This is a genomic window from Bradyrhizobium sp. HKCCYLRH1030 (assembly GCF_051168395.1).
Classification (GTDB): Bacteria; Pseudomonadota; Alphaproteobacteria; order Rhizobiales; family Xanthobacteraceae; genus Bradyrhizobium.
In genome coordinates, this window is the sequence record NZ_JBNPUY010000002.1 from 94718 (window position 1) to 116716 (window position 21999).

Annotated in this window: 21 protein-coding genes; 10 read left to right on the forward strand and 11 right to left on the reverse strand. The window is 67.3% G+C overall.

Annotated features, from left to right (window positions below; genetic code table 11):
* Positions 1–362 precede the first annotated feature (362 nt).
* Together mepA and ACQR1E_RS05855 are read left to right on the forward strand one after the other, a co-directional pair.
* The gene (gene mepA / locus ACQR1E_RS05850; protein WP_434896794.1) at positions 363–1304 is read left to right on the forward strand and encodes a penicillin-insensitive murein endopeptidase; all 942 of its coding nucleotides are present in this window, start codon (positions 363–365) and stop codon (positions 1302–1304) included.
* Between the two features lie 173 nt (positions 1305–1477).
* Positions 1478–1996, forward strand: a complete 519-nt coding sequence (locus tag ACQR1E_RS05855; protein ID WP_434896795.1) for a hypothetical protein — start codon at positions 1478–1480, stop codon at positions 1994–1996.
* A 3-nt stretch (positions 1997–1999) separates the two neighbouring features.
* On the opposite strand, the gene ACQR1E_RS05860 is transcribed toward ACQR1E_RS05855, so the two are convergent.
* Entirely contained in the window at positions 2000–3793 is a 1794-nt protein-coding gene (locus ACQR1E_RS05860) for a potassium/proton antiporter (RefSeq protein WP_315715312.1), read from the reverse strand.
* Positions 3794–4002: 209 nt separating this feature from the next.
* Between ACQR1E_RS05860 and ACQR1E_RS05865 the strand changes: the two genes are divergently transcribed.
* From ACQR1E_RS05865 to ACQR1E_RS05875, 3 genes are all read left to right on the forward strand, one after another.
* Positions 4003–5322 carry a mechanosensitive ion channel family protein gene (locus ACQR1E_RS05865; protein ID WP_315715311.1) on the forward strand — a complete coding sequence of 440 codons (1320 nt, stop codon included), beginning with the start codon at positions 4003–4005 and terminating at the stop codon, positions 5320–5322.
* Between the two features lie 97 nt (positions 5323–5419).
* Positions 5420–6244, forward strand: coding sequence for a type I methionyl aminopeptidase (gene map / locus ACQR1E_RS05870; RefSeq protein WP_434896796.1), 825 nt, complete (start codon positions 5420–5422; stop codon positions 6242–6244).
* 96 nt (positions 6245–6340) lie between these two features.
* The gene (locus ACQR1E_RS05875; protein ID WP_315752320.1) at positions 6341–7144 is read left to right on the forward strand and encodes an intradiol ring-cleavage dioxygenase; all 804 of its coding nucleotides are present in this window, start codon (positions 6341–6343) and stop codon (positions 7142–7144) included.
* Here the strand turns inward: ACQR1E_RS05875 and ACQR1E_RS05880 are convergent, their stop codons facing one another.
* Both ACQR1E_RS05880 and mddA read right to left on the reverse strand, forming a co-directional pair.
* Positions 7145–8335: an MFS transporter gene (locus ACQR1E_RS05880; protein ID WP_434896797.1), complete on the reverse strand. Its 1191-nt coding sequence runs from the start codon at positions 8333–8335 to the stop codon at positions 7145–7147.
* Between the two features lie 209 nt (positions 8336–8544).
* On the reverse strand, positions 8545–9330 hold the full coding sequence (gene mddA / locus ACQR1E_RS05885; protein ID WP_315752241.1) for a methanethiol S-methyltransferase: 786 nt from the start codon (positions 9328–9330) through the stop codon (positions 8545–8547).
* A 148-nt stretch (positions 9331–9478) separates the two neighbouring features.
* Here mddA and ACQR1E_RS05890 point away from each other — a divergent pair, with 148 nt between their 5' ends.
* From ACQR1E_RS05890 to ACQR1E_RS05905, 4 genes are all read left to right on the forward strand, one after another.
* Positions 9479–11029: an alpha/beta fold hydrolase gene (locus ACQR1E_RS05890; protein WP_434896798.1), complete on the forward strand. Its 1551-nt coding sequence runs from the start codon at positions 9479–9481 to the stop codon at positions 11027–11029.
* A gap of 36 nt (positions 11030–11065) precedes the next feature.
* Entirely contained in the window at positions 11066–11233 is a 168-nt protein-coding gene (locus tag ACQR1E_RS05895; protein WP_434896799.1) for a hypothetical protein, read from the forward strand.
* A gap of 71 nt (positions 11234–11304) precedes the next feature.
* On the forward strand, positions 11305–12018 hold the full coding sequence (radC, locus tag ACQR1E_RS05900; protein ID WP_315715434.1) for a RadC family protein: 714 nt from the start codon (positions 11305–11307) through the stop codon (positions 12016–12018).
* Between the two features lie 149 nt (positions 12019–12167).
* Entirely contained in the window at positions 12168–12881 is a 714-nt protein-coding gene (locus tag ACQR1E_RS05905; RefSeq protein ID WP_434896800.1) for a hypothetical protein, read from the forward strand.
* Positions 12882–12892: 11 nt separating this feature from the next.
* On the opposite strand, the gene ACQR1E_RS05910 is transcribed toward ACQR1E_RS05905, so the two are convergent.
* Entirely contained in the window at positions 12893–13753 is an 861-nt protein-coding gene (locus ACQR1E_RS05910) for a DMT family transporter (protein ID WP_434896801.1), read from the reverse strand.
* Positions 13754–13838: 85 nt separating this feature from the next.
* Here ACQR1E_RS05910 and ACQR1E_RS05915 point away from each other — a divergent pair, with 85 nt between their 5' ends.
* Positions 13839–15314 carry a PLP-dependent aminotransferase family protein gene (locus ACQR1E_RS05915; RefSeq protein ID WP_434896802.1) on the forward strand — a complete coding sequence of 492 codons (1476 nt, stop codon included), beginning with the start codon at positions 13839–13841 and terminating at the stop codon, positions 15312–15314.
* Positions 15315–15317: 3 nt separating this feature from the next.
* Here ACQR1E_RS05915 and ACQR1E_RS05920 read toward each other — a convergent pair whose 3' ends face one another.
* The 7 genes from ACQR1E_RS05920 to ACQR1E_RS05950 all read right to left on the reverse strand — a co-directional run bounded on the left by ACQR1E_RS05920 (position 15318) and on the right by ACQR1E_RS05950 (position 21878).
* The gene (locus ACQR1E_RS05920; protein ID WP_315715302.1) at positions 15318–15647 is read right to left on the reverse strand and encodes a hypothetical protein; all 330 of its coding nucleotides are present in this window, start codon (positions 15645–15647) and stop codon (positions 15318–15320) included.
* 107 nt (positions 15648–15754) lie between these two features.
* A complete protein-coding gene (locus ACQR1E_RS05925; RefSeq protein ID WP_434896803.1) occupies positions 15755–17407 on the reverse strand; it encodes a PAS-domain containing protein in 1653 nt (550 codons plus the stop codon).
* 159 nt (positions 17408–17566) lie between these two features.
* Positions 17567–18163 (reverse strand): AprI/Inh family metalloprotease inhibitor, encoded by a 597-nt coding sequence (locus tag ACQR1E_RS05930; protein WP_315715433.1) that lies wholly within the window; start codon positions 18161–18163, stop codon positions 17567–17569.
* A gap of 92 nt (positions 18164–18255) precedes the next feature.
* Positions 18256–19239: a 2-hydroxyacid dehydrogenase gene (locus ACQR1E_RS05935; RefSeq protein ID WP_434896804.1), complete on the reverse strand. Its 984-nt coding sequence runs from the start codon at positions 19237–19239 to the stop codon at positions 18256–18258.
* Positions 19239–19967 carry an ABC transporter permease gene (locus ACQR1E_RS05940; protein ID WP_315715432.1) on the reverse strand — a complete coding sequence of 243 codons (729 nt, stop codon included), beginning with the start codon at positions 19965–19967 and terminating at the stop codon, positions 19239–19241. Before ACQR1E_RS05940 ends, ACQR1E_RS05935 begins: the two co-directional genes overlap by 1 nt.
* Before the next feature lie 83 nt (positions 19968–20050).
* A complete protein-coding gene (locus ACQR1E_RS05945) occupies positions 20051–20851 on the reverse strand; it encodes an ABC transporter ATP-binding protein (protein WP_315752258.1) in 801 nt (266 codons plus the stop codon).
* A 25-nt stretch (positions 20852–20876) separates the two neighbouring features.
* Positions 20877–21878 carry an ABC transporter substrate-binding protein gene (locus tag ACQR1E_RS05950; RefSeq protein WP_315752323.1) on the reverse strand — a complete coding sequence of 334 codons (1002 nt, stop codon included), beginning with the start codon at positions 21876–21878 and terminating at the stop codon, positions 20877–20879.
* Positions 21879–21999 lie beyond the last annotated feature (121 nt).

A 21999-nucleotide genomic window follows, 5' to 3' on the forward strand; every position in this document is an offset into this window, starting at 1 on the left:
TTCGGCCACGTTTCTGAAAAAATGGTATCTTGATGCAGGGCGCGACAGCCACTGGTTACGGGAACAGGTGGATGCACTCGCGCATTTGGAGAGTTGAGACCTGCGCGGAGGATCAACCAAGGGCTGCTGTACAACCAGCGATAAGTGACGTCGGTTGCCACGGGCCAGAAAAGACCCGCATACCGTGCAATGGCCCTGCGGTTATTGTTCGTTTACCGAACGAACTCACGCAATTGAGCCGTGTTCAGCCGGTTCCGCCAATCCGGCAGCAGGGTTAGAGCCAGGTTAAAACGGCTCGAATGACCCGCTGTTGACGTAGAATTGGGCAACCTCGGCCGGTCGGCAGACGCTACACTGGCGCCATGCATGTCCGCCTGATTCTGGTCGCCATCATCAGTTCGGCCGTCATTGCCGCGGCGGCCCCGGCCCATGCCCAGGACAAGGGCAGCGTCGAGCCAAAGGCCCTGCCGCCATTGGCGCATCCGGACGATCCGAATACGCCGGCCAAGGAGCTGTTCGCCCGGAGGATCCTGCCGTCGGCGCAACCGACCAGGGTGATCGGCACCTATAATCGCGGCTGCATCGCCGGAGCCGAGCGAATGCCGGTCAACGGCGAGGGCTGGCAGGTGATGCGGCTGTCGCGCAACCGCAATTTCGGCCATCCCAACCTGATCGCGCTGCTGAAGCGGCTGGCGACCCGCGCGCACAAGGATGCCGGCTGGCCCGGCATCCTGGTCGGCGACATCGGCCAGCCGCGCGGCGGACCAGCGCTGTCCGGCCATGCCAGCCATCAAATCGGGCTCGACGCCGACATCTGGCTGACGCCGATGCCCGACCATAGGCTGTCGCGCAACGAGCGCGAGGAGATGTCGGCGGTCATGATGGTTCGGCCTGATCGCCTCGATGTCGATCCGCGGGTGTTCACGAAGGGCCACGTCGCCGTGATCCGCGCCGCGGCCCAGGAGCCGTCGGTGCAGCGCATCTTCGTCAACGCCGCGATCAAGAAGGCGCTGTGCCGGGACGCGAGGGGGGACCGTAGCTGGCTCACCAAGGTGCGGCCGTGGTGGGGCCACGACTATCACTTCCACATCCGCATGGTGTGCCCGCCGGGCAATCCGGACTGCCACGGCCAGGCCAACCAGGAGGGCGGTGATGGCTGCGGCGACCTCGACTATTGGTTCTCGGATGCGGTGCTGCATCCGCTGCCGCCGAAAGAGCCCCCTAAGCCGCCGCAACCGCTGACGATGGCGCAACTGCCGCCTGGCTGCCGAGCGGTGCTGCATGCGCCGGACGCCAAGAATTGATTCGGCCGACGCTGCCGTGATTGGGAGTCGCAGCGGCGGGACGATTGCCATAGGATGATATTGCTCGCGCCGTCAGCGCGGCGATCGAAGGGGATGACGGTCCCTCCACCTCCTGTTATCGCGGTAACAAGATGCCGCGCGCCGCTGCGCGGCGTAACAGTCGCGAGTCCGTCATGATCCTGATCCGTCCCGCCACGACCGCCTTCCTCGTTACGGTGGCCGCGAGCTCGGCTGCGGTTGCCGCCGAACCGAGCGGCTGCGACAAGTTCAAATGGGACATCGCGCGCGAGCACGCCGCGCTGACCGCAGCCGAGCGCGAGAAGCTCGTATCTGGCGCCGAGATGGCCGTTATTCCCGCGACCGGGATTGTGCTGGAGCTGCGTCCGACGGCTGACGCCAAGCTGGCGATGCCGCCGGAGCGCGCGCCCAGGGACGGCAGCTTCGCCGGCCTCACGCGGATCGCCGGAGCGCCCAAGGCCGGCGTCTACACCATCAGCCTGTCGGCCGCGGCCTGGATCGACGTGGTGCAGGACGGCAAGATCCTCAAGCCGGCCGGCTTCAGCGGCGCCACCGATTGCGACGGCATTCGCAAGACCATGAAGTACGAGCTGGGATCAAAGCCTTTCGTGCTGCAGGTCAGCGGCGCGCCGGAGAATGCGATCTCGATCGCCGTCCTGCCGGCGGCAGAATGACGCTCACACCCCTGCGACCGACGACCAGACACTGGCCAGCTTGCGCTTCATCCGCTCCTTGCGCGTCAGCACCGGCACATCCTCCTCGTCCTCCGGCAGACGCAGTCCGACTACGTTGACCCGGCCGCCGGAGATCGAGCGGGCGACCAGCACGATGGTGTCGAGCGCCACGGTCGCGCCTTCCTTCGGCGCGTTGTCGAGATGGATGTCGAAATAGTCGGCGAGCGTCAGCTTGTCCTCGCCCTCGCCGAGCTTGACGCCGTAGATGCCGGCGACCTCGTCGAGCGTATGCTCGGCCGAGACCATGAAGTCGCCGAGCAGATGCGGGTCGGGCGCGGCCGACGGCGGCATGTCGACGAAGAAGCGGTCGAGCGACTCGGCCTTTTCCGGCGGCGCCAGCAGATAGAGATAGTCCCCCGGCGCGATCGGCTCGGCCTCGGGCGGCGACAGAATCTGCTCGTTGCGGATCACCAGGGTCGGCTTCGACCAGGACGGGATCAGGCCGCGGCGGAAGTACAGGCTCTTGGAGCGGATCGAATAGCCGACCAGCTGCTGCTCGAGCTGGCCGGGCAGATCGAGCTCGATGCGGCGCGGGCCCCGGTCGGTGCGCGGCAGCGCCACGTGCAGCTTGCGCGCGGCCACGCCGAGCGTCCAGCCCTGCGCCAGCAGCGAGATGATCACGACTACGAACGCGACGTCGAAATAGAGATAGGCGCTGGACAGGCCGACCAGCAGCGGGATCGAGGCGAGGAAGATCGCGACCGCGCCGCGCAGGCCGGTCCAGGCGATGAACGCCTTCTCCCGCCAGTTGAAGCGGAACGGATAGAGGCAGACAAACACCGCAACGGGTCGCGCCACCAGCATCAGCATCAGCGCAACAGCAATCGCCGGCAGGAGGCTGTCGAGCAGCCGCTGCGGCGACACCAGCAGCCCGAGCAGCACGAACATCACGATCTGGGCGAGCCACGTCGCGGCATCGAGGAAGGTGACGACAGAGTTGTGCGCGCGGGTCGGCCGGTTGCCGACGATGAGGCCGGCGAGATAGACCGCGAGGAAGCCGGAGCCGTGGGCGATCTGCGCCATGCCGAAGATCACCAGCGCGGCCGTGGTCACGAACGGCGCGTGGAGGCCCTGCGGCAGCGCGACCTTGTTGAGGCCGATGACGACGAGGCGGCCGCCGACGATGCCGAACAGCGTGCCGAGCACCGCCTCGCGGATCAGCTCGAACACGAAATGTCCGAACGACCCGTGACCGACCGAGATCAGCTCGACCAGCATCAGGGTGAGGAACACCGCGAACGGATCATTGCTGCCGGACTCCGCCTCCAGCGTGGCACCGACACGCGGGCGCAGCCGCAGGCCCTGGGCGTGGACCAGCAGGAACACGGCCGCCGCATCCGTCGAGGCGATGACGGCGCCGACCAGCATCGCCTCGGTCCAGCCGAGGTCGAGGGCATATTTCGCCACGGGCGCGGTGATGAAGGCGGTCATCAGCACGCCGACGGTCGCAAGCACCATCGAGGGCGCCAGCACGGTGCGGATGCTCTGGAAGCGCGTACGCAGACCGCCGTCGAACAGGATCAGCGCCAGCGCGACGGAGCCCACCAGATAGGTGGTACGGACGTCCTGAAATTCGATATGACCAGGGCCGGAATCGCCCGCCAGCATGCCGATCACCAGGAACACCAGCAGCAGCGGTGCGCCGAAGCGCAACGCCAGCAGGCTCGACAGGATGCCGGCCATCACGAGGACCGCACCGAGGAGGATCGCAATGCTGACGGCGTCGAGGGATGACATGAAAAAACGTTGATGGATCCGAGTTTTACATCCTTATCGTCGCCACACTTGCACGCCAACCGGATTTGCTCTTATCGCGGCGATATGCCCATTTTTCCATCCTTGCCCGCGTTCGGGGTATATTTCGCGGCAATCGCCTGTGACGAAAACGAACTAAATTCCGCTGATCCGGCCAACCCGCGCCACTGTTCCCCTCCGAGACCCCGCTGATGGACCTCGACCTGAAAGACGTTCTCGACTTCCTGCAGACCGTTGGCCGCTCGATCGGCGCCGAGGTCACCTCGCCGTGGTTCTATCTTCAACTCGGACTGGTGCTGAGCGGCGCCGGCATCGCCTTTGCGGCGAGCGCCGCCGTGCGTGCGCGCATCGACCTGACTTCGCTGGCGATGGGCTGGCCTGGCCCGCTGCGGCAGCTGCTACGGGTGCTGCTGGAGAGCGTCACCACGGTCGTGTTCGTGATCCTGATGCGGATCGCCCGCACCGGCATGTTGCTGTGGACCTGGCCGAGCCGCAGCTACCTGCTCGCCGTCGCGCTCAAGCTGGCGCTCGCCTGGCTCGTGATCCGGCTGATCACCTCGGTGATCCGCAGCACCTTCATCGTGCAGATCGTGTCGATCTCGGCCTGGCTGGTGGCCGCGCTCAGCATCATCGGCCAGCTCGACAACGTCGTCGACGCGCTCGATTCCATCTCTGTCGTGCTCGGCGGCCTCAGGCTGACGCCGCTGCTGGTGATCAAGCTCGGCGTGCTGCTGCTCGCGGTGCTGTGGCTGACCAACATCGCCAGCAATTTCGTCGAGAGCCGCATCACGCGCTCGACGGACCTGACGCCGTCGATCCAGGTGCTCCTGATCAAGATGGTCCGCATGGGCCTGATGATCCTCGGCGTCGCGATTGCGATCAGCGCGGTCGGCATCAACCTGTCGGCGCTCGCGATCTTCTCCGGCGCCGCCGGTGTCGGTATCGGCCTCGGCCTGCAGCGCATCGTCGCCAATTTCGTCGCGGGCATCATCCTGCTGGCCGACAAATCGGTGAAGCCGGGCGATCTCGTCACCATCGGCGACAGCTCGGGACGCATCAGCGCGATGAACACGCGCTATATCTCGGTCGCCGCCGGCGACGGCCGCGAGTTCCTGATCCCGAACGAGGACCTCGTCACCCAGAAGGTGACCAACTGGACCTACACCGACAAGAACACGCTGGTGAAGGTCAATTTCGGCACCAACTACGACGCCGATCCCCGGGTCGTCTGCAAGCTCGCCACCGAGATCGCGGCCGAGACGCCGCGCACCTTGAAATCGAAGGCGCCGAACTGCCTGCTGACCGAGTTCACCGAGGCCGGCATGAAGTTCTCGCTGACCACATGGATCGCCGACCCCAGCTACATGGACAGCGTCAAGAGCGAGGTGATGCTGGCGCTGTGGGAGGCCTTCAAGCGCGAGGGCATCAGGGTGCCGTATCCGGTGCGAGAGCTTCGCGTTCGCGGAGGTGCGCTGCCGGTGGAGACCACGCTGGAGGTGCCGACCGGCTAGGCGGCAGATCCGGCCGTGCACACCCGGCTTGCACCGGCCGGCACGATCATTAAATTAGGCGATCACCCTGCGACACCCCTGAGAACGAAACAGGCCCATGAACTATATCGAAGCGACCGACACCGCTGCGCGCAAGAACGGCCAGATCAAGCTGCACGGCCCGAGCGGCTTTGCCGGCATGCGCAAGGCCGGCGCGCTGGTGTCGAAGTGCCTCGATGCGCTCACCGACATCGTCAAGCCGGGCGTGCCGACCTCGCGGATCGACGATTTCGTCCGGGACTTCGCCTTCAGCCACGGCGCCTATCCGGCGACGCTGATGTATCGTGGCTATCGCTACTCGACCTGCACGTCGATCAACCACGTGGTCTGCCACGGCATGCCGAACGACCGGCCGCTGAAGGAAGGCGACATCCTCAATGTCGACGTCACCTTCATCGTCGACGGCTGGTACGGCGATTCCAGCCGCATGTATGCGATCGGCCCGATCGCGCGCAAGGCCGAGCGGCTGATCGAGGTCACCTACGAATCGATGATGCGCGGCATCGCCGCGGTGAAGCCCGGCGCCACCACCGGCGACATCGGCCATGCGATCCAGAGCTTCGTCGAGCCGCAGGGCATGAGCGTGGTGCGCGACTTCTGCGGCCATGGTCTCGGCCGGCTGTTCCATGACGAGCCGAACATCATCCATGTCGGCCGTCCCGGCGAGGGCGTGCTGCTCAAGCCCGGCATGTTCTTCACCATCGAGCCGATGATCAATCTCGGCAAGCCGCATGTGAAGATCCTGTCCGACGGCTGGACCGCGGTGACGCGGGACCGCTCGCTGTCGGCGCAGTTCGAGCATTCGGTCGGCGTCACCGCCGACGGCGTCGAGATCTTCACGCTCTCGGAGCGCCATGGAGAGAAGCCGCTGACGCAGGTGTGAGCGGGCTCCTGGCCGAATGGCCGCCGGGCGTCCGATTGTTGCCATGCCCGGCTGATCGACTACCGCTTCCATCGCATGCGACTGCGGGAGGCTGCTCTGACCAACGCAACACGCCGTGGCGTTCTCGGCCTGCTCTCGGCGGGCGCAGCGCTGCTGACGCCGCCGGCGCGCGCAGCGTCGGAGACAGCTCCCGCATCGGCGAATGCCGACGACGCCTGCATCCTGACGCCGCAGTCGGAATCCGGTCCCTATTATCTCGATCCCAAGCTGGTGCGCGCCGAGATCGCTGAGGACCGGCCGGGCGTGCCGCTCAGGCTGCGCCTTCGCGTCATCGAGGCCGGCTCCTGCGCGCCACTCCCCGGCGCGCGCGTCGACATCTGGCACTGCGATGCCCGCGGCATCTATTCGGGCTATCCTGGCCAGAGCGACACTCACAAGCTCGACCAGAGCGGAAAGACGTTCCTGCGCGGCACGCAGATGGCCGACGCCGCCGGCTGGGCCGGCTTCAGGACCATCTATCCCGGCTGGTATGCCGGCCGCGCGACGCACATCCACTTCAGGGTGTTTGTCGACGAGGCCACGGTGCTGACCGGACAAACCTTCTTTCCCGAGGCGCTGAACGAGTTCATCTACACCAACGTGCCCGACTACACGGGACGGCCGAAGCAACGGCTCGTCATCAATGCCAACGACCGCGTCGCGACCGAGGCCGATCCCGAACACCGCGCGCATTGCGCGGTGAAGGAGGAGCGCGATCACTATCTGGCGACCCTCACGTTGGCCGTAAGCCGCAACCCGGCCGCCGCGGTCGAGATGCCCACAGGCAAGTTGCCGCCCGCACCCTGGATCAAGGACCGGCTGGCGGCGCTGGTGCCCGGGCTCAAGCGCAGCCCGTTCTGATCATTTCGGCTCGGTGAACTGATAGGCCAGCGCCGCGAGCGGCAGCGCCGTGCCGAGCGCGGCGGCGGCCGTCCAGCCGCCATGCGCATATGCCCAGGCACCGATCCCGGAGCCCGCCGCCCCGGCGACGAAGAAGGTGGTCATATAGAGCCCGTTCAGCCGGCTGCGCTGGCCGGCGCCGAGCACGAACAGCACGCGATAGCCGAGGATGAGACTGAGCTGCGCGCCGCAATCGATGGCGATGGCGGCGATCACCAGCGTGGCCAGCGACCCGTTCGTTCCGAGTGGAACCGAAAGCGTCAACGCGAAGCCGATCGCGCACATCAGCATCGATGCGACGGTCGCCGGTCGCGTCCAGCCGCGATCGGCGATGCGGCCGGCGACCGGCGCCATAATCGCGCCGGCGACGCCGGCCAGCGCGAACAGGGCGATGCCGGTCTGCGACATCCGGAAATCGGACCCGGCCAGCAGCAGCGGGGACGTGGTCCAGAACACGCTGAAGCCGCCGAACAGCGCGGCCTGGTAGAGCGCGCGGCGGCGCAGCGCCGGCGTGTCGCGATAGAGCTCGACCATCGAGCCGAGCAGCTGGCCGTAGCTCAGCCGCGCCTGCGGCTCACGCGGCGGCAGGGCGAGGCGCAACACCCCGGCCAGGATCACCATGGCGAGCGCCGAGGCCGCATAGATCACGTGCCAGGAGGCATGCGCCGCGACGAAACTCGCAAGCGGCCGTGCCAGCATGATGCCGAGCATCAGGCCGGTGGTGACGTTGCCGACGGTGCGGCCGCGGATCGCCTCCGGCGCCATATGCCCGGCATAGGGGATCAGGATCTGCACCGCGACCGAGCCGAAGCCGATCAGCAGCGCCGAGAGCAGGAATGTCGACGGGCTCGTCGCCAGGGCCGCACAACCGAGCGCGGCCGCGCCGACGATGATGGTCATGATGACGAGCTTGCGGTTCTCGATGAGATCGCCGAGCGGCACCACGAACAAGAGACCTGCGCCGTATCCGATCTGGCTCATCGTCACCAGCAGTCCCGCGAGCTGCGGCCGCAGCCCAAGCTCGGCGCTGATCGGCCCGATCAGCGGCTGCGCGTAATAGATGTTGGCGACGATCAGCCCGCAGGAAAAGGCCAATAACAGCGTGATCCAGGCCGACAGCGAGTCGCCGGAATCGGACGTGATGGTGGTCAACGCGGATCTCTCTCGGACTGAACAGGCAGGCCATAGGGCCTTATGAGAACGGAGGCTGTCGAGCTGTGATTTTGCATCGCAGCATTCAAGCCCGACATAGGTGCTGAGGTCCCCGCACCAATTCACGTCTGCGTGGGCGCGGCACCGGGCAAGCCGTGATCAAAAGCGAGCGTGCCCGACGAGCCCTGCGGACGTCGAGCCGGCGCCGGCTACTGCGCGCCGCGCGCCTCCGCCTCCGTCTCCGTCTCGGCGGTCCGCCGGCCGCCGATCAGTCGCGGCAGCAGCATCGGCACCCGCCGGCGGTAGCGCTGGTAGGTGTCGCCGAACTGGGCGATCAGATCGCGCTCCTCGAGCTGCAGCCCGACCAGGATGTAGGCCGTGCTGAGGGCGGCGAACAGCAGGTGGCCGACCGACATCTCCGGCGTGGCCCAGAAGGCGAGCAGGAAGCCCAGCATCAGCGGGTGGCGCACCAGCCGATACAGCAGCGGCGTTCTGAAAGGCTGCGCCGTCCCGGCGCTGCCGCGGAGGGCGAGCACGGCCTGGCGGAGGCCGAACAGATCGAAATGATCGATCATGTAGGTCGAGGAGAGCGCGATCAGCCAGCCGAGCCAATGCACGCCGGTCAGCACGCCCGCTGCGACACCCTCGACGTGCCAGACCGGATTCGGGATCGGACGCCATTGCCAGAACAGCAGCAGCAGGATCAGGCTGGACAGCAGCACATAGGTGCTGCGCTCGGCCGCCGCCGGAATGATGCGCGTCAACGCGCGCTTGAACGCCGGCCGCGCCATCACGCTGTGCTGGATCGCGAACAGCGCCAGCAGCAGCGCGTCGACGACGACGGCCTCGGTCACGGCGCTGGACACGCCCACATCGATCGACTTGGCCGTGAGATAGTTGTAATTGCCGACGAAACCGACCGCCCACACGAACGACCCAAGAAAGACGGCATAGCTCGCGACGGCGTAGAGCATGATGAGGAGACGCCCGGACATGAAGGTTTCCTTGTTGCTGCGAGGACGGCGTGGCCGTGATCGAGACGCCAGATCCTGGGATCGGTCGCGTCTCGCGCGAGCCTGAGCCCTTACCAATCGACCGTCCCCCGAGCGTCCCCCGAACGCAGCCACCCAGGTCGCACCCCCGATGGTTCAGTTCCGCGTCCGGACATTAGGCTTTCCCGAGCTGCATCGCGACGGCCAGCCGTGCCCGCTGGCGCTGCGCAAGGGCCTCGCTCTGCTGGTCTATCTGGCGGAGGCCAAAGGCCCTGTCGCGCGGGACGTCCTGGCGACGATGCTCTGGCCGGAGTGTTCCGAGGAGGTCGCGCGGGCGCGGCTGCGCCGCCTGCTGCACCGGCTCCAGCTCACACTCGGCGACGGCTGCCTCACCATCGATCGCGCGACGATTCGGTGGGCGGAAGCGGTCGAGCTGGAGGTCCAATCGGCGCTGTTCGAAACGGCTTGCGACCGCGGCGAATTCGAGCTGGCCTGCCGCCTCTATTCCAGTGACTTCCTGGACGGCTTCGCGCCCGGCGACTGTCCGCAGTTCGAGGAATGGGCGTTCTTCCGGCGTGAAGCCTTGCGCGGCCGGGCGGTCCAGGCGCTGGAGCGCGTGGTGCGGGATCGCAGCGCGGCCGGCGACCATGCCGCGGCTGCGGCCCACGCCGGACGCCTCGTCGCGTTCGACCCGCTCAGCGAGGTCTATGGCCGCGCCCTGATCCGCAGCCTGATGCTGGCCGGCGACCGCGCCGCCGCCCAGCGCCATCTCGACGCCCTGACGCAGCGCCTGCGCGACGAGCTCGGTGTCGCCCCCGAAACCGACACGCTGGCGCTGCTGGCGCAGGGCGTTGCGCCGCCAGGCGACAGCGCACCGCCGACGCGCTATGTCCTGGGCGGCGGCGTTCATCTCGCCTATCAGACCTACGGCACAGGTTCGCAGGACATTCTGCTGCTGCCCGGCTTCGTCTCGCATGTCGAGCGGATCTGGGAGGAGCCGCACTGTCGGGCCTTGCTGTCCGCGCTCGCCAGAATCGGCCGCCTGATCCTGTTCGATCGCCGCGGCATCGGGCTCTCCGACCGGGTCGGTTTCAGCCCCAGCGTGGAGGCGACGGCGCGCGACATCGCGACCGTGCTCGACGCCGCCGGCAGCCGGCGCACGGTGCTGCTCGGCGCCTCCGAGGGCGGACCGGCCTGCATCACCTTCGCGGCCGACCATCCCGAACGTGTCGCCGGGCTGATCCTGTTCGCCTCGCTCGCCAAGGGCAGCGCCGCGCCCGGCTATCCGCATGCGCTGCAGGCCAGCCAGTACGGCATCTGGCTGCGGCAGCTGGTGGCCGAATGGGGCGGCCCCGCCGGCATCGAGACATTCGCTCCGAGTCTGGCTGGCGATCCCCAGGCGCGCGCCTGGTGGGCCGGACTGCTTCGCGCGGCGTCCAGCCCCGGCGCCATCAAGGGCCTGCTCGAAGCCTTCAGGGATACGGACGTCCGCCACCTGCTCGCCCGGGTCGCTGCACCGACCCTGGTGCTGCACCGTCGCCACGATCGCGCCGTGCTCGTCGGGGCCGGGCGGCATCTCGCCAGCCATATCCGCCACGCGCGCTTCGTCGAGCTCGACGGCGCCGACCATTGGATGTTCGCCGGCGACCAGAGGCCGGCCCTCGCCAGCATCGACGCCTTCATCGGCAGTCTGCAGCCATAAGCAGGATCGCCCGACGGACGAGAAGGACGTCGTCCGGTGCTGCTCACGCTCGTGATCCTGTTCGGTCTCGGGCGGCTGCTGTTCTGGCTCGGCTATGCCAGCGGCGCCGCGGGCCGCGCCTTCGGCTTTGCGCTCACCTTCTACCCCACAGCATTTTCGCTCATCGTCGGCCTCGCCATCGTGTTGACCGGACGCGCGGCCTAGCAAGGCTGCGCCCTGCGGGGCGCGAGCACTTCGAGGTTGCAAAAATGCGGCGTCACGGCATGCTGATGCCGATGCCCGAGAAAGCCCCTCCTCCCAACGATACGCCGCCGGACACGCCGCACTATCACGGCCACCGGCAGCGGCTGCGTGAGCGCTTTCACAGCGCCGGTCCCGACGCCCTCAACGACTACGAGCTGCTGGAGATGGTGCTGTTCGCCGCGCTGCCGCGGCGCGACGTCAAGCCGCTGGCGAAGGCGCTGCTCAAGACGTTCGGATCGTTCGCCGAGGTGATCCACGCGCCGGAGCCGCGGCTGCGCGAGATCGACGGCGTCGGCGACGCCTCGATCACCCAGCTCAAGCTGATCGCCGCCGCCGCGCACCGCATCGCCAAGGGCGAGGTGCGGCAGAAGCACGCGCTGGCGTCATGGCAGGACGTCATCACCTATTGCCGCACCAGCATGGCGTTCGCCGACAAGGAGCAGTTCAGGCTGTTGTTTCTCGACAAGCGCAACCAGCTGATCGCCGACGAGGTGCAGCAGACCGGCACCGTCGATCACACGCCGGTCTATCCGCGCGAGGTGATCAAGCGCGCGCTCGAATTGTCGGCCACTGCGATCATCCTGGTGCACAATCACCCTTCGGGCGATCCGACGCCGTCGCAGGCCGACATCCGGATGACCAAGACGATCGTGGAGATCGCCAAGCCGCTGGGCATCACGGTTCACGACCACATCATCGTCGGAAGGAATGGCCACACCAGCCTGAAGAGCATCGGGGTGATGTGAAGGCGCGACGCCGACGAGACGACGCATGCAGCGTGCTGCGGTCGGAGCTGCCAAAAGATCGCCGCGGGATGGACGAAACGTCGGGCCGGTTTGAACCGGACGTCTTCCCGCGCCGGCTAATGCGGGCGAAGCGTGGAGAGGAATGACGGATGCGCGCGCCCTTCATCGGACTGATCCTGAGCGTCCTGACCGTCACGGCGGCGGCTGCCTACGACGCCAACGATCCCGCCAATTGCAATGGCATCGGCTGGGACGATGCGCGGCCGCTCGTCGTCGCCAAAGTGAGTGGCCAGCCACGCGTGAACTTCGTCAAGAGCCCCTATGACGATGACTTCAAGGCCGCAGGCTGTCCCGCCGCGACCGAGGCCTGCCGGAAGAAGGCGTACCTCGTCCGCGACGACCTCGTGCTGATCGGAAGGACCCGCGGCGATTTCGTCTGCGTCAGCTACCAGCAGCCGCATGCGAAGGCCCAGATCTGGACCACCGGCTGGTTGCCGCGCGCAGCCCTCACCTCTGTCGAGCCGATGGCCGCGCCGGCGACGGCCGACTGGTCCGGAAGCTGGGAGCACCCTGGAGGGGGACTGACGATCAGGAAGGAGGCCGGCAACCGGCTCAGGATCGAAGGCGATCAGGTGTTGCCGGCCGGGCGCGAGTTGCGCAACGGATCGCTCGGCGCAACGGCAGAGCCCAAGGGCGGCCTGATCGCCTTCGTCGACGACGGCAGCACACCGTTCGAGCGGCCGAATGCCGGCGACGAATGCCGCGTGCGCCTGCAGCGAATCGGCGCGCTTCTGCTGGTCGAGGACAACAATGATTGCGGCGGTGCCGGCGTCAGCTTCACTGGACTCTATCATCGCAAATAGCCGCCGACGGCTCATGCCCAGCGGCGCGCCATTGCCACACAGACGACGACGATTCCGGCTGCGGCAATCATCGTTGCCGACACCGGCTCATGCAGCAGCAGGCTCGCGAAGCCGAGGCCGAGGAAGGGCTGCAGCAGTTGCAGTTGGCCCACCGTCGCAGTGCCGCCGCGCGCGAGCCCGCGGTACCAGAAGGCGAAGCCGACGAACATGCTGAAGACGGAGACGTAGGCGAGGCCCAGCCACGCCGCGGCCGTGATGTCGTGTGACGCGCCGGGCAGCGTCAGCACCGCCATCGACAGCATCAGCGGTGCAGACAACAGCAGCGCCCACGAGATCACCTGCCAGCCGCCGAGCCGGCGCGTGAGCATGGCGCCCTCGGCATAGCCCAGGCCGCAGACGACGATCGCAGCGATCATCGCGAGATCGCCGATCGGCGCCGCGACGCCGTCCCGCGACAGGGCGAAGCCCGAGACCGCCGCAGCGCCAAGTGCTGCGAACAGCCAGAACAACGGCCGCGGCCGCTCGCCGCCGCGCAGCACGCCGAACAAGGCGGTCGACAACGGCAGCAGACCGACGAACACGATCGCATGGGCCGAGGTGATGTGCTGGAGCGCCAGGGCGGTGAGCAGCGGAAAGCCGATGACGACACCGAGCGACACGACCGCCAGCGACATCAGGTCGCGCCGGCCGGGAAGCGGCTGCCGCAACAGCGTGAGACAAAGCGCGCCCAGCACGGCCGCGAGCGTCGCGCGTGCGCCCGTCAGGAACAGCGGCGAAAAGCCCTCCAGTGCCACCCGCGTCGCCGGCAGCGAGCCGCTGAAGATCGCCATGCCGATGATGCCGTTCCCCCAGCCTTCGATCGAACCCTTCATGCACGGCTCCTCCTCGCAGATCCCATAGCCCGATCAGGCTTGTTGCGGCAGCGACAAACCGATACAATTTCCACAATCTGTACTGATGCAAAGGGCAACACACTTGGGACCAGGGACGCCCGACTCCCGCCGAGGCGGCTCGCGGACCATCGCCGTGGTCGATGCGATCCGCCAGCGTCTGGCGACGCGCGCGCTCAGCGCCGGCCAGCGCCTGCCCTCGATCCGCGCCTTCGCCGCGGCGATGGGCGTGTCGCCGGCCACGGTGGTCGAGGCCTATGACCGGCTCGCCGCCGAGGGCGTGATCCGTGCCCGGCGCTGCTCCGGCTTCTATGTCGCCGACACGGCGCTGCCGCCGCTGGCCCTCGCCGATCGCGAGCCGCGCCGCCCGCGCGCGGTCGACCCGTTCTGGGTGTCGCGGCAGTCGCTCGACGCCGGACCGGGAACGCTGACGCCCGGCTGCGGCTGGCTGCCGGCCGAGTGGATGCCGCAGGACGCGCTGCGGCGCGCGGTCCGCGCGCTGGCGCGCAGCGCCGGCCCTGTGCTGAGCGACTACGGCGCAGCGCGAGGATCGCCGGCGCTACGACGGCTGCTGCAGGGCCGCCTTGCCGGCATCGGCATCGACGCGTTCAGCGAGCAGTTGGTGCTGACCTCGTCTGGCACGCAGGCGATCGACCTGATCTGCCGCATGCTGCTGCGTGCCGGCGACGCCGTGCTGGTCGACGATCCCTGCTACTTCAACTTCCTCGCGCTGCTGCGCGCGCATCAGGCGCGGATCATCAGCGTGCCGATGACGCCGGGCGGACCCGACATCGGGCAGTTCGAGGCGATACTCGCGGCCGAGCGCCCGCGGCTCTACATCACCAACTCCGGTCTGCACAATCCGACCGGGGCGACGCTGTCGCTGCAGACGGCGCACCGGCTGCTCAACGCCGCGTCGGCGCATGACACGATCATCGTCGAGGACGACATCTACGGCGATTTCGAACCCGAGCCGTCGCCGCGGCTCGCCGCACTCGACGGGCTGACGCGGGTGATCCTGGTCGGCAGCTTCTCCAAGACACTGTCGGCCTCGGTGCGCTGCGGATACATCGCGGCGCGCGCGGACTGGATCGAACCGCTGATCGACCTGCAGATCGCGACCGGCTTCGGCGGTCCCGGACAATTCGCCGCGGAGACCCTGACCCAGGTGCTGACCAGCGGCAGCTACCGCAAGCACGTCGAGGAGCTGCGCGCACGGCTTGGGCGAGCACGGCCGCGCGTGGCGGCACGGCTGCAGCGCATCGGTATCGCCCCATGGCTGATGCCGCGCGGCGGCTTTCATCTGTGGTGCAGGTTGCCGGACGGCTGTACGGCAATCGAGGTGGCCCAGGCCGCGCTCGATGAACACGTGGTGCTCGCGCCCGGCGACGTCTTCAGCGCGGCGCAATCCGCCGCGACGATGATGCGCTTCAACGTCGCGCATTGCGAGGATCCGCGCGTCATCAACGCGCTGGAGCGCGCGACAAAGCCACCGGCCGCGCGTTCGTCGCGCCGCCAAGCGGCCGATTCGGCCGACGGATAAGGCTTAGTAGCAGTAGCGCGGGTGTGCGCGGACCCATGACCCGTCGCCGCGCTGCAAATAGCAGCCATTGCGATAGGAATAATAACCGCCACGACGGCGCTCGCCATCGGCCGCGATTGCAGCTCCGGTACCGGCCCCGATCACGGCGCCGATCGCAGCGCCCCGGCCGCCGCCGATCGCGCCGCCCAGGATCGCTCCGCCGGCGCCGCCGAGGATCGCTCCGCCGAGTACGTCCTGCGCGGCAGCCTGATGCACCGGCGCGACGACGGCGAGCGTGAGCAGCGCCGCAGCGCCGAGGCGGGTAGCAAAGGGAATCCCCAGACGTCGGATCATGGACAGGCCTCCGTTCCGGGCACGCTAGTCCGCCCGGCGCGGCCGTTCTTGATGCAGATCAAGGCGACGTCAAGGCAGGGCAATCCACGGCCTTGCCACGTGACGCATCATGCCGCCACGCGCTGATCCTGGGTGCGGTCCTCGATGATGCTGAGGAGATATTTCGGCTCGCCCTCGCCGATCGAGACCGGCAGCCGGCGCACGACGATGTCGCGCGGACCGTTCCCGGGTGTGAGGATGCTATGGGCTCGCGGCTCATCGTCGCCGCGCCCTGCGAGCTGGTCGCGGGCGGCTTCCTCGAGGATTGCGCCGGTCGGCGCGGAGAACAGTTCGCCCGGCGTGCGGCCGATGATGTCGGTGCGTGGCACGCCGAACAGGCGCTCGGCGGCGCGATTGACGAACATGTAGCGCAGCGACTGCGCATCCTTGGCCAGCACCGCCTGCGGGATGTTCTCCAGCAATGCGGCGAGGAAATATTCGGCGCGCGCGAGCTTGCGCTCGGCACGGCGCTGCGCGGTGAAATCCTCATGAGTGGCGATCCAGCCGCCGCCGTCCATCGGACGCTCCGAGATGCGGATGATGCGGCCGTCGGCGAGCTCGACCTCGACGATCTCGGCCCGTCGCTCCTTCATGCGCTCCCGTAGCGCGGCGAGGAACTCCGACGGCTTCTCGCGCAGCAGGCCTAGCTTGGCGCGATGTGCGAGAATCTCGCGTACATGCGCACCGGGCTTCGCAACCGAGGCAGGAAGGCCGTAGAGCTTGCGGTACTGCTCGTTGACGATCAGCACGTAGCCGAAGCTGTCGAGCATGATCAGGCCCTGGGCCATGTTGGCGACCGCGGCATCCAGACGCTGCTGGTTGCTGAGCGCGCCCTGCTCCAGCCGCTCGTGCTCGCGCAGGATGTCGGCGTGCTGGCGCTCGATCTCGACCTCGTGCTGCTCGAGCTCCTGAATCCGGAAGGCGCCGTTCTGGAAAGTCTCCACCGCATGGGCGACCCGTCCGATCTCGTCATGGCGCCGCGCATGGGGAATCTTGAGCTTGATGCGGCCGGCGGCGATGCGGTCGGTGACGCGGGCGATGTCCAGCAGCGGCATCAGCACGCCCCAGCGCAGCGCCAGCGCCGCGGCCGCGATCAGCACGATGATCACCGCCCCGAGCGCGCCCAGATAGAACGCGGCCATGCCGCGCGCGTCGGCCGCCTCGCCGAGCTCGCGGGTGCGGTCGGCATAGAGCCGCGACAATTTCTCGAGGTCCTCGTTGAGCGCGGTGCGCACCGCGCGATTCTCGTCATTGTCGCCGAGCTCGCGCGCCGCCGACGATCCGACCGAGATCGTCTGCCGCGCCATCTCGGTGCGGAATGCGACGAACTGATCGATCCGCTTCCTGAACGGGGCGAACAGCGCGGCGTCGTCATCTGTGACCCGGCTTTCCCATTCGTCGACCACCTTGCTCAGCTGCGCGATCTTCGCAAGCTGCGAATCGGCGTAGCGCCGCGCGACGGTGCGGTCCAACGACATGTAGATGCCGCGCGATTCCATCACGACCGCGTAGATCAGCGCGTTGGTGCGCTCGATGTTGCGGGCTGCAATGGAAAGCGCTTCGAGCCGATCGTAGAACAGGCGCTGCTCGCGCAGCGCCGACAGCGCGCCCAGTGTCGACAGCATCACCAGGACGGCGAACGCGGCCGCAGCCGCAGAGATCTTGTCGTTGAGGCTGAACGACGGCAGCGACCTGTTGAACCGGCGCAACAACTCACGCATGGCGGTCCCCCTCGATGGAGTACAACCATCAGACGCAAGATGCGTAAACAACAAGTTCCAATCAGTGGAACAGGCGTGTAACCGGCCGTTAACCAAATCCGATGCCGGAAGAAGCTTGCCCGCCGCGCGGCAAGGGCGCTCAACGGCGCGCGTCTCGTCCTACTGCCTGAGCATGATCAGCGGATTGGCGCTGTCGGGCACCAGCCGCCACTGCGCATTGTCGTCCGCCTCGAACCGCCAGGTCTCGCCGCGGTCCGACATCAGCATCATCTGGCCGTGCTCGAGCCGCCACTGGCTCGGCGCGAACGCTGCGATCATGGGGTCGCATTTCGGCTTCACGAACACTTGGAAATTGTCGTGGCCGGCGTCGTTGTTGGTCAGCACCAGGCTGCAGATCGTGGCGCCATTGCCGCGGACCATCGCCCAGTCGCCGATCATCTGGTCCATCGATTTCGCCAGCGACCGCGCCGCCGCCAGGTTCTGCAGGATGTAGACGCCTTCGCCCTGGCGCAGTCCCTCGAAGATGCCGGCCTCGACCTCGGTGAAGTCGATCACCGCTTCGCCATTGGCGGCCTGGAGACTGACGATGTCGAGGCCCTTCACGTTCCAGCCGGCGATGTCCTTGGTGAAGGGCAGCGCGGCGGCGCAGCTCGGCTCCAGCTCGAGCTTCTGCCCGCGCGGCGCCGCGTCCGGCTTCAACGTCACGACGCAGGTCTTGCTGCGCTCGGTGGTCGCAAGCTCCCACTGCCCGATCATCGCTTTCTTCAGGCCGGCGGCGTCCTGCGCGACGGCAGGGACGCTCGCCACTGACGACAGCAGCGCGATCAGCATTGGGAGCGAGCGTTTCATCAGCGGCCTTTCACCGGCGTTTCCGGAACGGGCGTCAGCGGCGGCTTGCCGGCAAACCAGACCTTGAGATTGTCGACCACCAGCTGATCCATCGCGTTGCGGGTTACGATGGCAGCCGAGCCGATGTGTGGCAGCAGCACGACATTGTCCATCGCCTTGAGCGCGTCCGGCACCGCCGGCTCCTTCTCGAACACGTCGAGGCCGGCCCCGAGAATCGTGCCGGACTTCAGCGCCGCGACCAAAGCCTGCTCGTCGATCACCGAGCCGCGGGCGACGTTGACGACGACGCCCCGCGGCCCCAGCGCCTTCAGCACCTCGGCGTTGACGATTTTGTTGGTGCCGGCGCCGCCGGGCACGATCACGATGAGCGTGTCGACGTCCCTGGCCATCGCGAGCAGGTCGGGATAGTGCTTGTTGGTGACGCCCGCCGCCGGGTTGCGCGAGTGATAGACCACCGGCACCAGCGAGGCTTCGAGCCGGCGCGCGATCGCCTGGCCGATGCGGCCCATGCCGACCATGCCGACGGTGCGGTCGCGCAGCGAGCCGACGCTCAGCGGATAGGGCTTCGACATCCACTCGCCGGAGCGCACGAAGCGATCGGCCTTGATGAACTCGCGGCAGGTGGCGATCAGCAGGCCGAGCGCGACGTCGGCGACCTCCTCGGTCAGCACGTCCGGCGTGTTGGTGACGATGATGCCGTGCTGGCCGGCATGGGCGGCCGCGATATGGTCATAGCCGACGCCGAAGCTTGCGATCATCTCCAGCTTCGGCAGCATCGCCATCACGGCGGCATCGGTCTTCACGGTGTGGAAGGTCACGGCGACGCCGCGGATCCGCCCTTTCACGTCCGCCGGCAGCGCTTCGAGATCGGCCTGCGTCGTCGCATGGTGCACGGTGAAGCCGTCCGGGAACCCTTTCTCCAGGATCGGCCGCAGCGGCCCATAGATCAGAACATCGATCTTGTCAGACGAAGTAGCCGCCATCAGTTGTCCTTTCCAAGCGCGCTCTCGTGCCAGCGCCGCAAAACGAGGTGCGAAACTAGCGCCAGCAAGCCATAGATGACAATCCCGGCGACCGACAGCAGCACCAGCGCTGCGAACATGCGGGGTATGTTGAGACGATAGCCGGATTCGGCGATGCGATAGGCGAGCCCTGAGCCCGCGCCGGCGCTGCCCGCGGCGATCTCGGCGACGACGGCGCCGATCAGCGACAGGCCGCCGGCGATGCGCAGACCGCCGAGAATGTAGGGCAGAGCGGCGGGCAATTTCAGATAGCGCAAGGTCTGCCAGCGCGAGGCGCCGTAGAGCTGGAACAGGCCGGCGAGATTGCGATCGACCGAGTTGAGCCCGAGCGCGGTGTTGGACAGCACCGGGAAGAAGCCGACGATCCAGGCGCATACGACCACCGCGGTCTGCTGCGGCAGATAGATCAGGAGCAGCGGCGCGACCGCGATCACGGGGGTGACCTGCAGCACCACGGCATAGGGAAACAGCGCCCATTCCAGCCATCTCGACTGGTTGAACAACAGCGCCAGCGCGATGCCGCCGAGCGCGGCAGCGATGAAGCCTTCGAGCGTGGTGACCAGTGTCGTCAGCAGCGACTGCGCCAGAATGTCCCAGTCGGCAACCAACGTCTTCAGGATGAGCAGCGGGCCCGGCAGCACATAGGGCTGGATGCCGTTGACGCGCACCACCAACTCCCACGCCGTCATCGCTGCGACGAAAACCAAGGCCGGAAAGGCGAGGCTCGCCAGCCGCTCGCCCGCAACGGATGTCGCTCGCTCGGAGGCACCGCTCACAGCGCATGCACTCCGGTGTAGGCCGGCGCCAACGCGTCGGAGACGCGACGGCAGTATGCGGCGTAGTCCGGCGAGGCCCGGAACGCATCATCGCGCGAGTCGACGTCGATCCGGATTTCGGCACTGAGCCGGCCGGGCCGCGCCGTCATCACCAGCACGCGCTGCGACAGGTAGACCGACTCGAACACCGAATGGGTGACGAACAGGACGGTCATGTTCAGGCTGCGCCACAGCGCCAGCAGGTCGTTGTTGAGGCGAAAGCGCGTGATCTCGTCGAGGGCCGCGAACGGCTCGTCCATCAGCAGGATGTCGGGCCGCGTCACCAGCGCCCGCGCCAGCGAGGCGCGCATCTTCATGCCGCCGGACAATTCGCGCGGGAAAGCATCGGCAAAATCCGACAGGCCGACCTGCGCCAAGGCCGCATCGATCCGCGGCCGCGCCTCCATGGCCGGGACATGCGCAAGCTTCAACGGCAATCCGACATTGTCGCGCACGCTGGTCCAGGGCATCAAGGTCGGCTCCTGGAACACGAAGCCGATGCGATGGCCCGGATGCGTCTCGGACGCGGACGCCGCGACATCGACCGCGCCGCCGCTCGGGCGCGCGAGGCCTGCGATCAGCCGCAGCGCCGTCGACTTGCCGCAGCCGGAGGGGCCGAGCAGCGAGACGAACTCGCCTTTGGCGATGGTCAGATCGATCGGCCCCAGCGCGGCGACGCCGGACTCGTACACCTTGGTGACGCCGCGCAGGCGTACCGCGGTCGCGACGGCGCGCTCGGACGAAAGGGGTGAGCTCATTTGCTGAAAGTGCCGCTCAAGCGTCCTACTTCTTCGGCCGGAGATCGATGCCGACGCTCTTGTTGACGAAACGCAACGTGTAGGACTTGCGATAGTCGATCGTCGACTTGACCACGCCGGCCCGCACCATCTTGTCGAAGAAGCTGGCGATGCGCTCCTCCGTCATGGCGCCGATGCCCTTCTCCACGCTGTCGCCGGAATCGACGATGCCGTACTCCTTCATCTTGGCGACCGAATAGGCCAGCAGGTCGTCGGTCATCTCCGGGTTCATCTTCTTGATCAGCGCATTGCCCGCGGAATTGTCGCCGTAGATGTAGTTGTACCAGCCGATGATCGAGGCATCGACGAAACGCTGCACCAGGTCCGGCTTGCTCTCGATCAGGTCGCGGCGCGTCTCGATCAGGGTCGAATAGGTGTTGAAGCCGTTGTCTGCGAGCAGGATCACGCCGGGCTTGAAGCCGGCGGCGCGCTCGACCGCGAACGGCTCCGACGTGACATAGCCCTGCATTGCGCTCTGCGGCGTGGCGATGAAGGGCTGCGGATTGAACGTGTAGGGGCGGACGTTCTTCTCGGAGAAACCGTATTCCGATTTCAGCCATTGATAGTAGCTGGAGATGCCTTCCTTGGAGACGAACAGGGTCAGCGGCTTCAGCTCGTCGAGCTTGGTGATCCTGGACTCCGGGTGGGTCAGGAACACCTGCGGGTCCTTCTGGAACATCGCCGCGATCGACACCACCGGCACGTTGTTGGCGACCGCGTCGAACGACATCAGCGTGTTCGCGGCCATGAAGAACTCGATCTTGCCCGAGATCAGCAGCATGCGGTTGTTCTCGTTCGGACCGCCCGGCACGATCGTCACGTCCAGACCGTAGCGCTTGTAGGTGCCGTCGGCGACCGCCTGGAAGAAGCCGCCATGCTCGGCCTCGGCGACCCAGTTGGTGCCGAACGAGACCTTGTCCAGAGTCTGGGCATGGGCCGCCGAGATCATCCCGCCCAAAGTCCCGCCGAGGACCAGCAATGCCGCCATTAACGTTCGCGGCAGAAGCGCCTGCGCCATGTCTGGTCTCCCCGGTTCTTTCTGGCTGAACATGTTAAGATCGTTCGAGCGATACCTACCCTGCCCCACGGACGAAGGAAACTGCCCGCGC

Bases quoted from the DNA above. Each gene is read 5' to 3' on its own strand.
- mepA (WP_434896794.1), top strand. From the start codon at position 363: ATGCATGTCCGCCTGATTCTGGTCGCCATCATCAGTTCGGCCGTCATT.
- ACQR1E_RS05855 (WP_434896795.1), top strand. From the start codon at position 1,478: ATGATCCTGATCCGTCCCGCCACGACCGCCTTCCTCGTTACGGTGGCC.
- ACQR1E_RS05860 (WP_315715312.1), bottom strand. From the start codon at position 3,793: ATGTCATCCCTCGACGCCGTCAGCATTGCGATCCTCCTCGGTGCGGTC.
- ACQR1E_RS05865 (WP_315715311.1), top strand. From the start codon at position 4,003: ATGGACCTCGACCTGAAAGACGTTCTCGACTTCCTGCAGACCGTTGGC.
- map (WP_434896796.1), top strand. From the start codon at position 5,420: ATGAACTATATCGAAGCGACCGACACCGCTGCGCGCAAGAACGGCCAG.
- mddA (WP_315752241.1), bottom strand. From the start codon at position 9,330: ATGTCCGGGCGTCTCCTCATCATGCTCTACGCCGTCGCGAGCTATGCC.
- ACQR1E_RS05890 (WP_434896798.1), top strand. From the start codon at position 9,479: ATGGTTCAGTTCCGCGTCCGGACATTAGGCTTTCCCGAGCTGCATCGC.
- radC (WP_315715434.1), top strand. From the start codon at position 11,305: ATGCCCGAGAAAGCCCCTCCTCCCAACGATACGCCGCCGGACACGCCG.
- ACQR1E_RS05905 (WP_434896800.1), top strand. From the start codon at position 12,168: ATGCGCGCGCCCTTCATCGGACTGATCCTGAGCGTCCTGACCGTCACG.
- ACQR1E_RS05910 (WP_434896801.1), bottom strand. From the start codon at position 13,753: ATGAAGGGTTCGATCGAAGGCTGGGGGAACGGCATCATCGGCATGGCG.
- ACQR1E_RS05915 (WP_434896802.1), top strand. From the start codon at position 13,839: ATGCAAAGGGCAACACACTTGGGACCAGGGACGCCCGACTCCCGCCGA.
- ACQR1E_RS05920 (WP_315715302.1), bottom strand. From the start codon at position 15,647: ATGATCCGACGTCTGGGGATTCCCTTTGCTACCCGCCTCGGCGCTGCG.
- ACQR1E_RS05925 (WP_434896803.1), bottom strand. From the start codon at position 17,407: ATGCGTGAGTTGTTGCGCCGGTTCAACAGGTCGCTGCCGTCGTTCAGC.
- ACQR1E_RS05930 (WP_315715433.1), bottom strand. From the start codon at position 18,163: ATGATCGGGCAGTGGGAGCTTGCGACCACCGAGCGCAGCAAGACCTGC.
- ACQR1E_RS05935 (WP_434896804.1), bottom strand. From the start codon at position 19,239: ATGGCGGCTACTTCGTCTGACAAGATCGATGTTCTGATCTATGGGCCG.
- ACQR1E_RS05940 (WP_315715432.1), bottom strand. From the start codon at position 19,967: ATGACGGCGTGGGAGTTGGTGGTGCGCGTCAACGGCATCCAGCCCTAT.
- ACQR1E_RS05945 (WP_315752258.1), bottom strand. From the start codon at position 20,851: ATGAGCTCACCCCTTTCGTCCGAGCGCGCCGTCGCGACCGCGGTACGC.
- ACQR1E_RS05950 (WP_315752323.1), bottom strand. From the start codon at position 21,878: ATGGCGGCATTGCTGGTCCTCGGCGGGACTTTGGGCGGGATGATCTCG.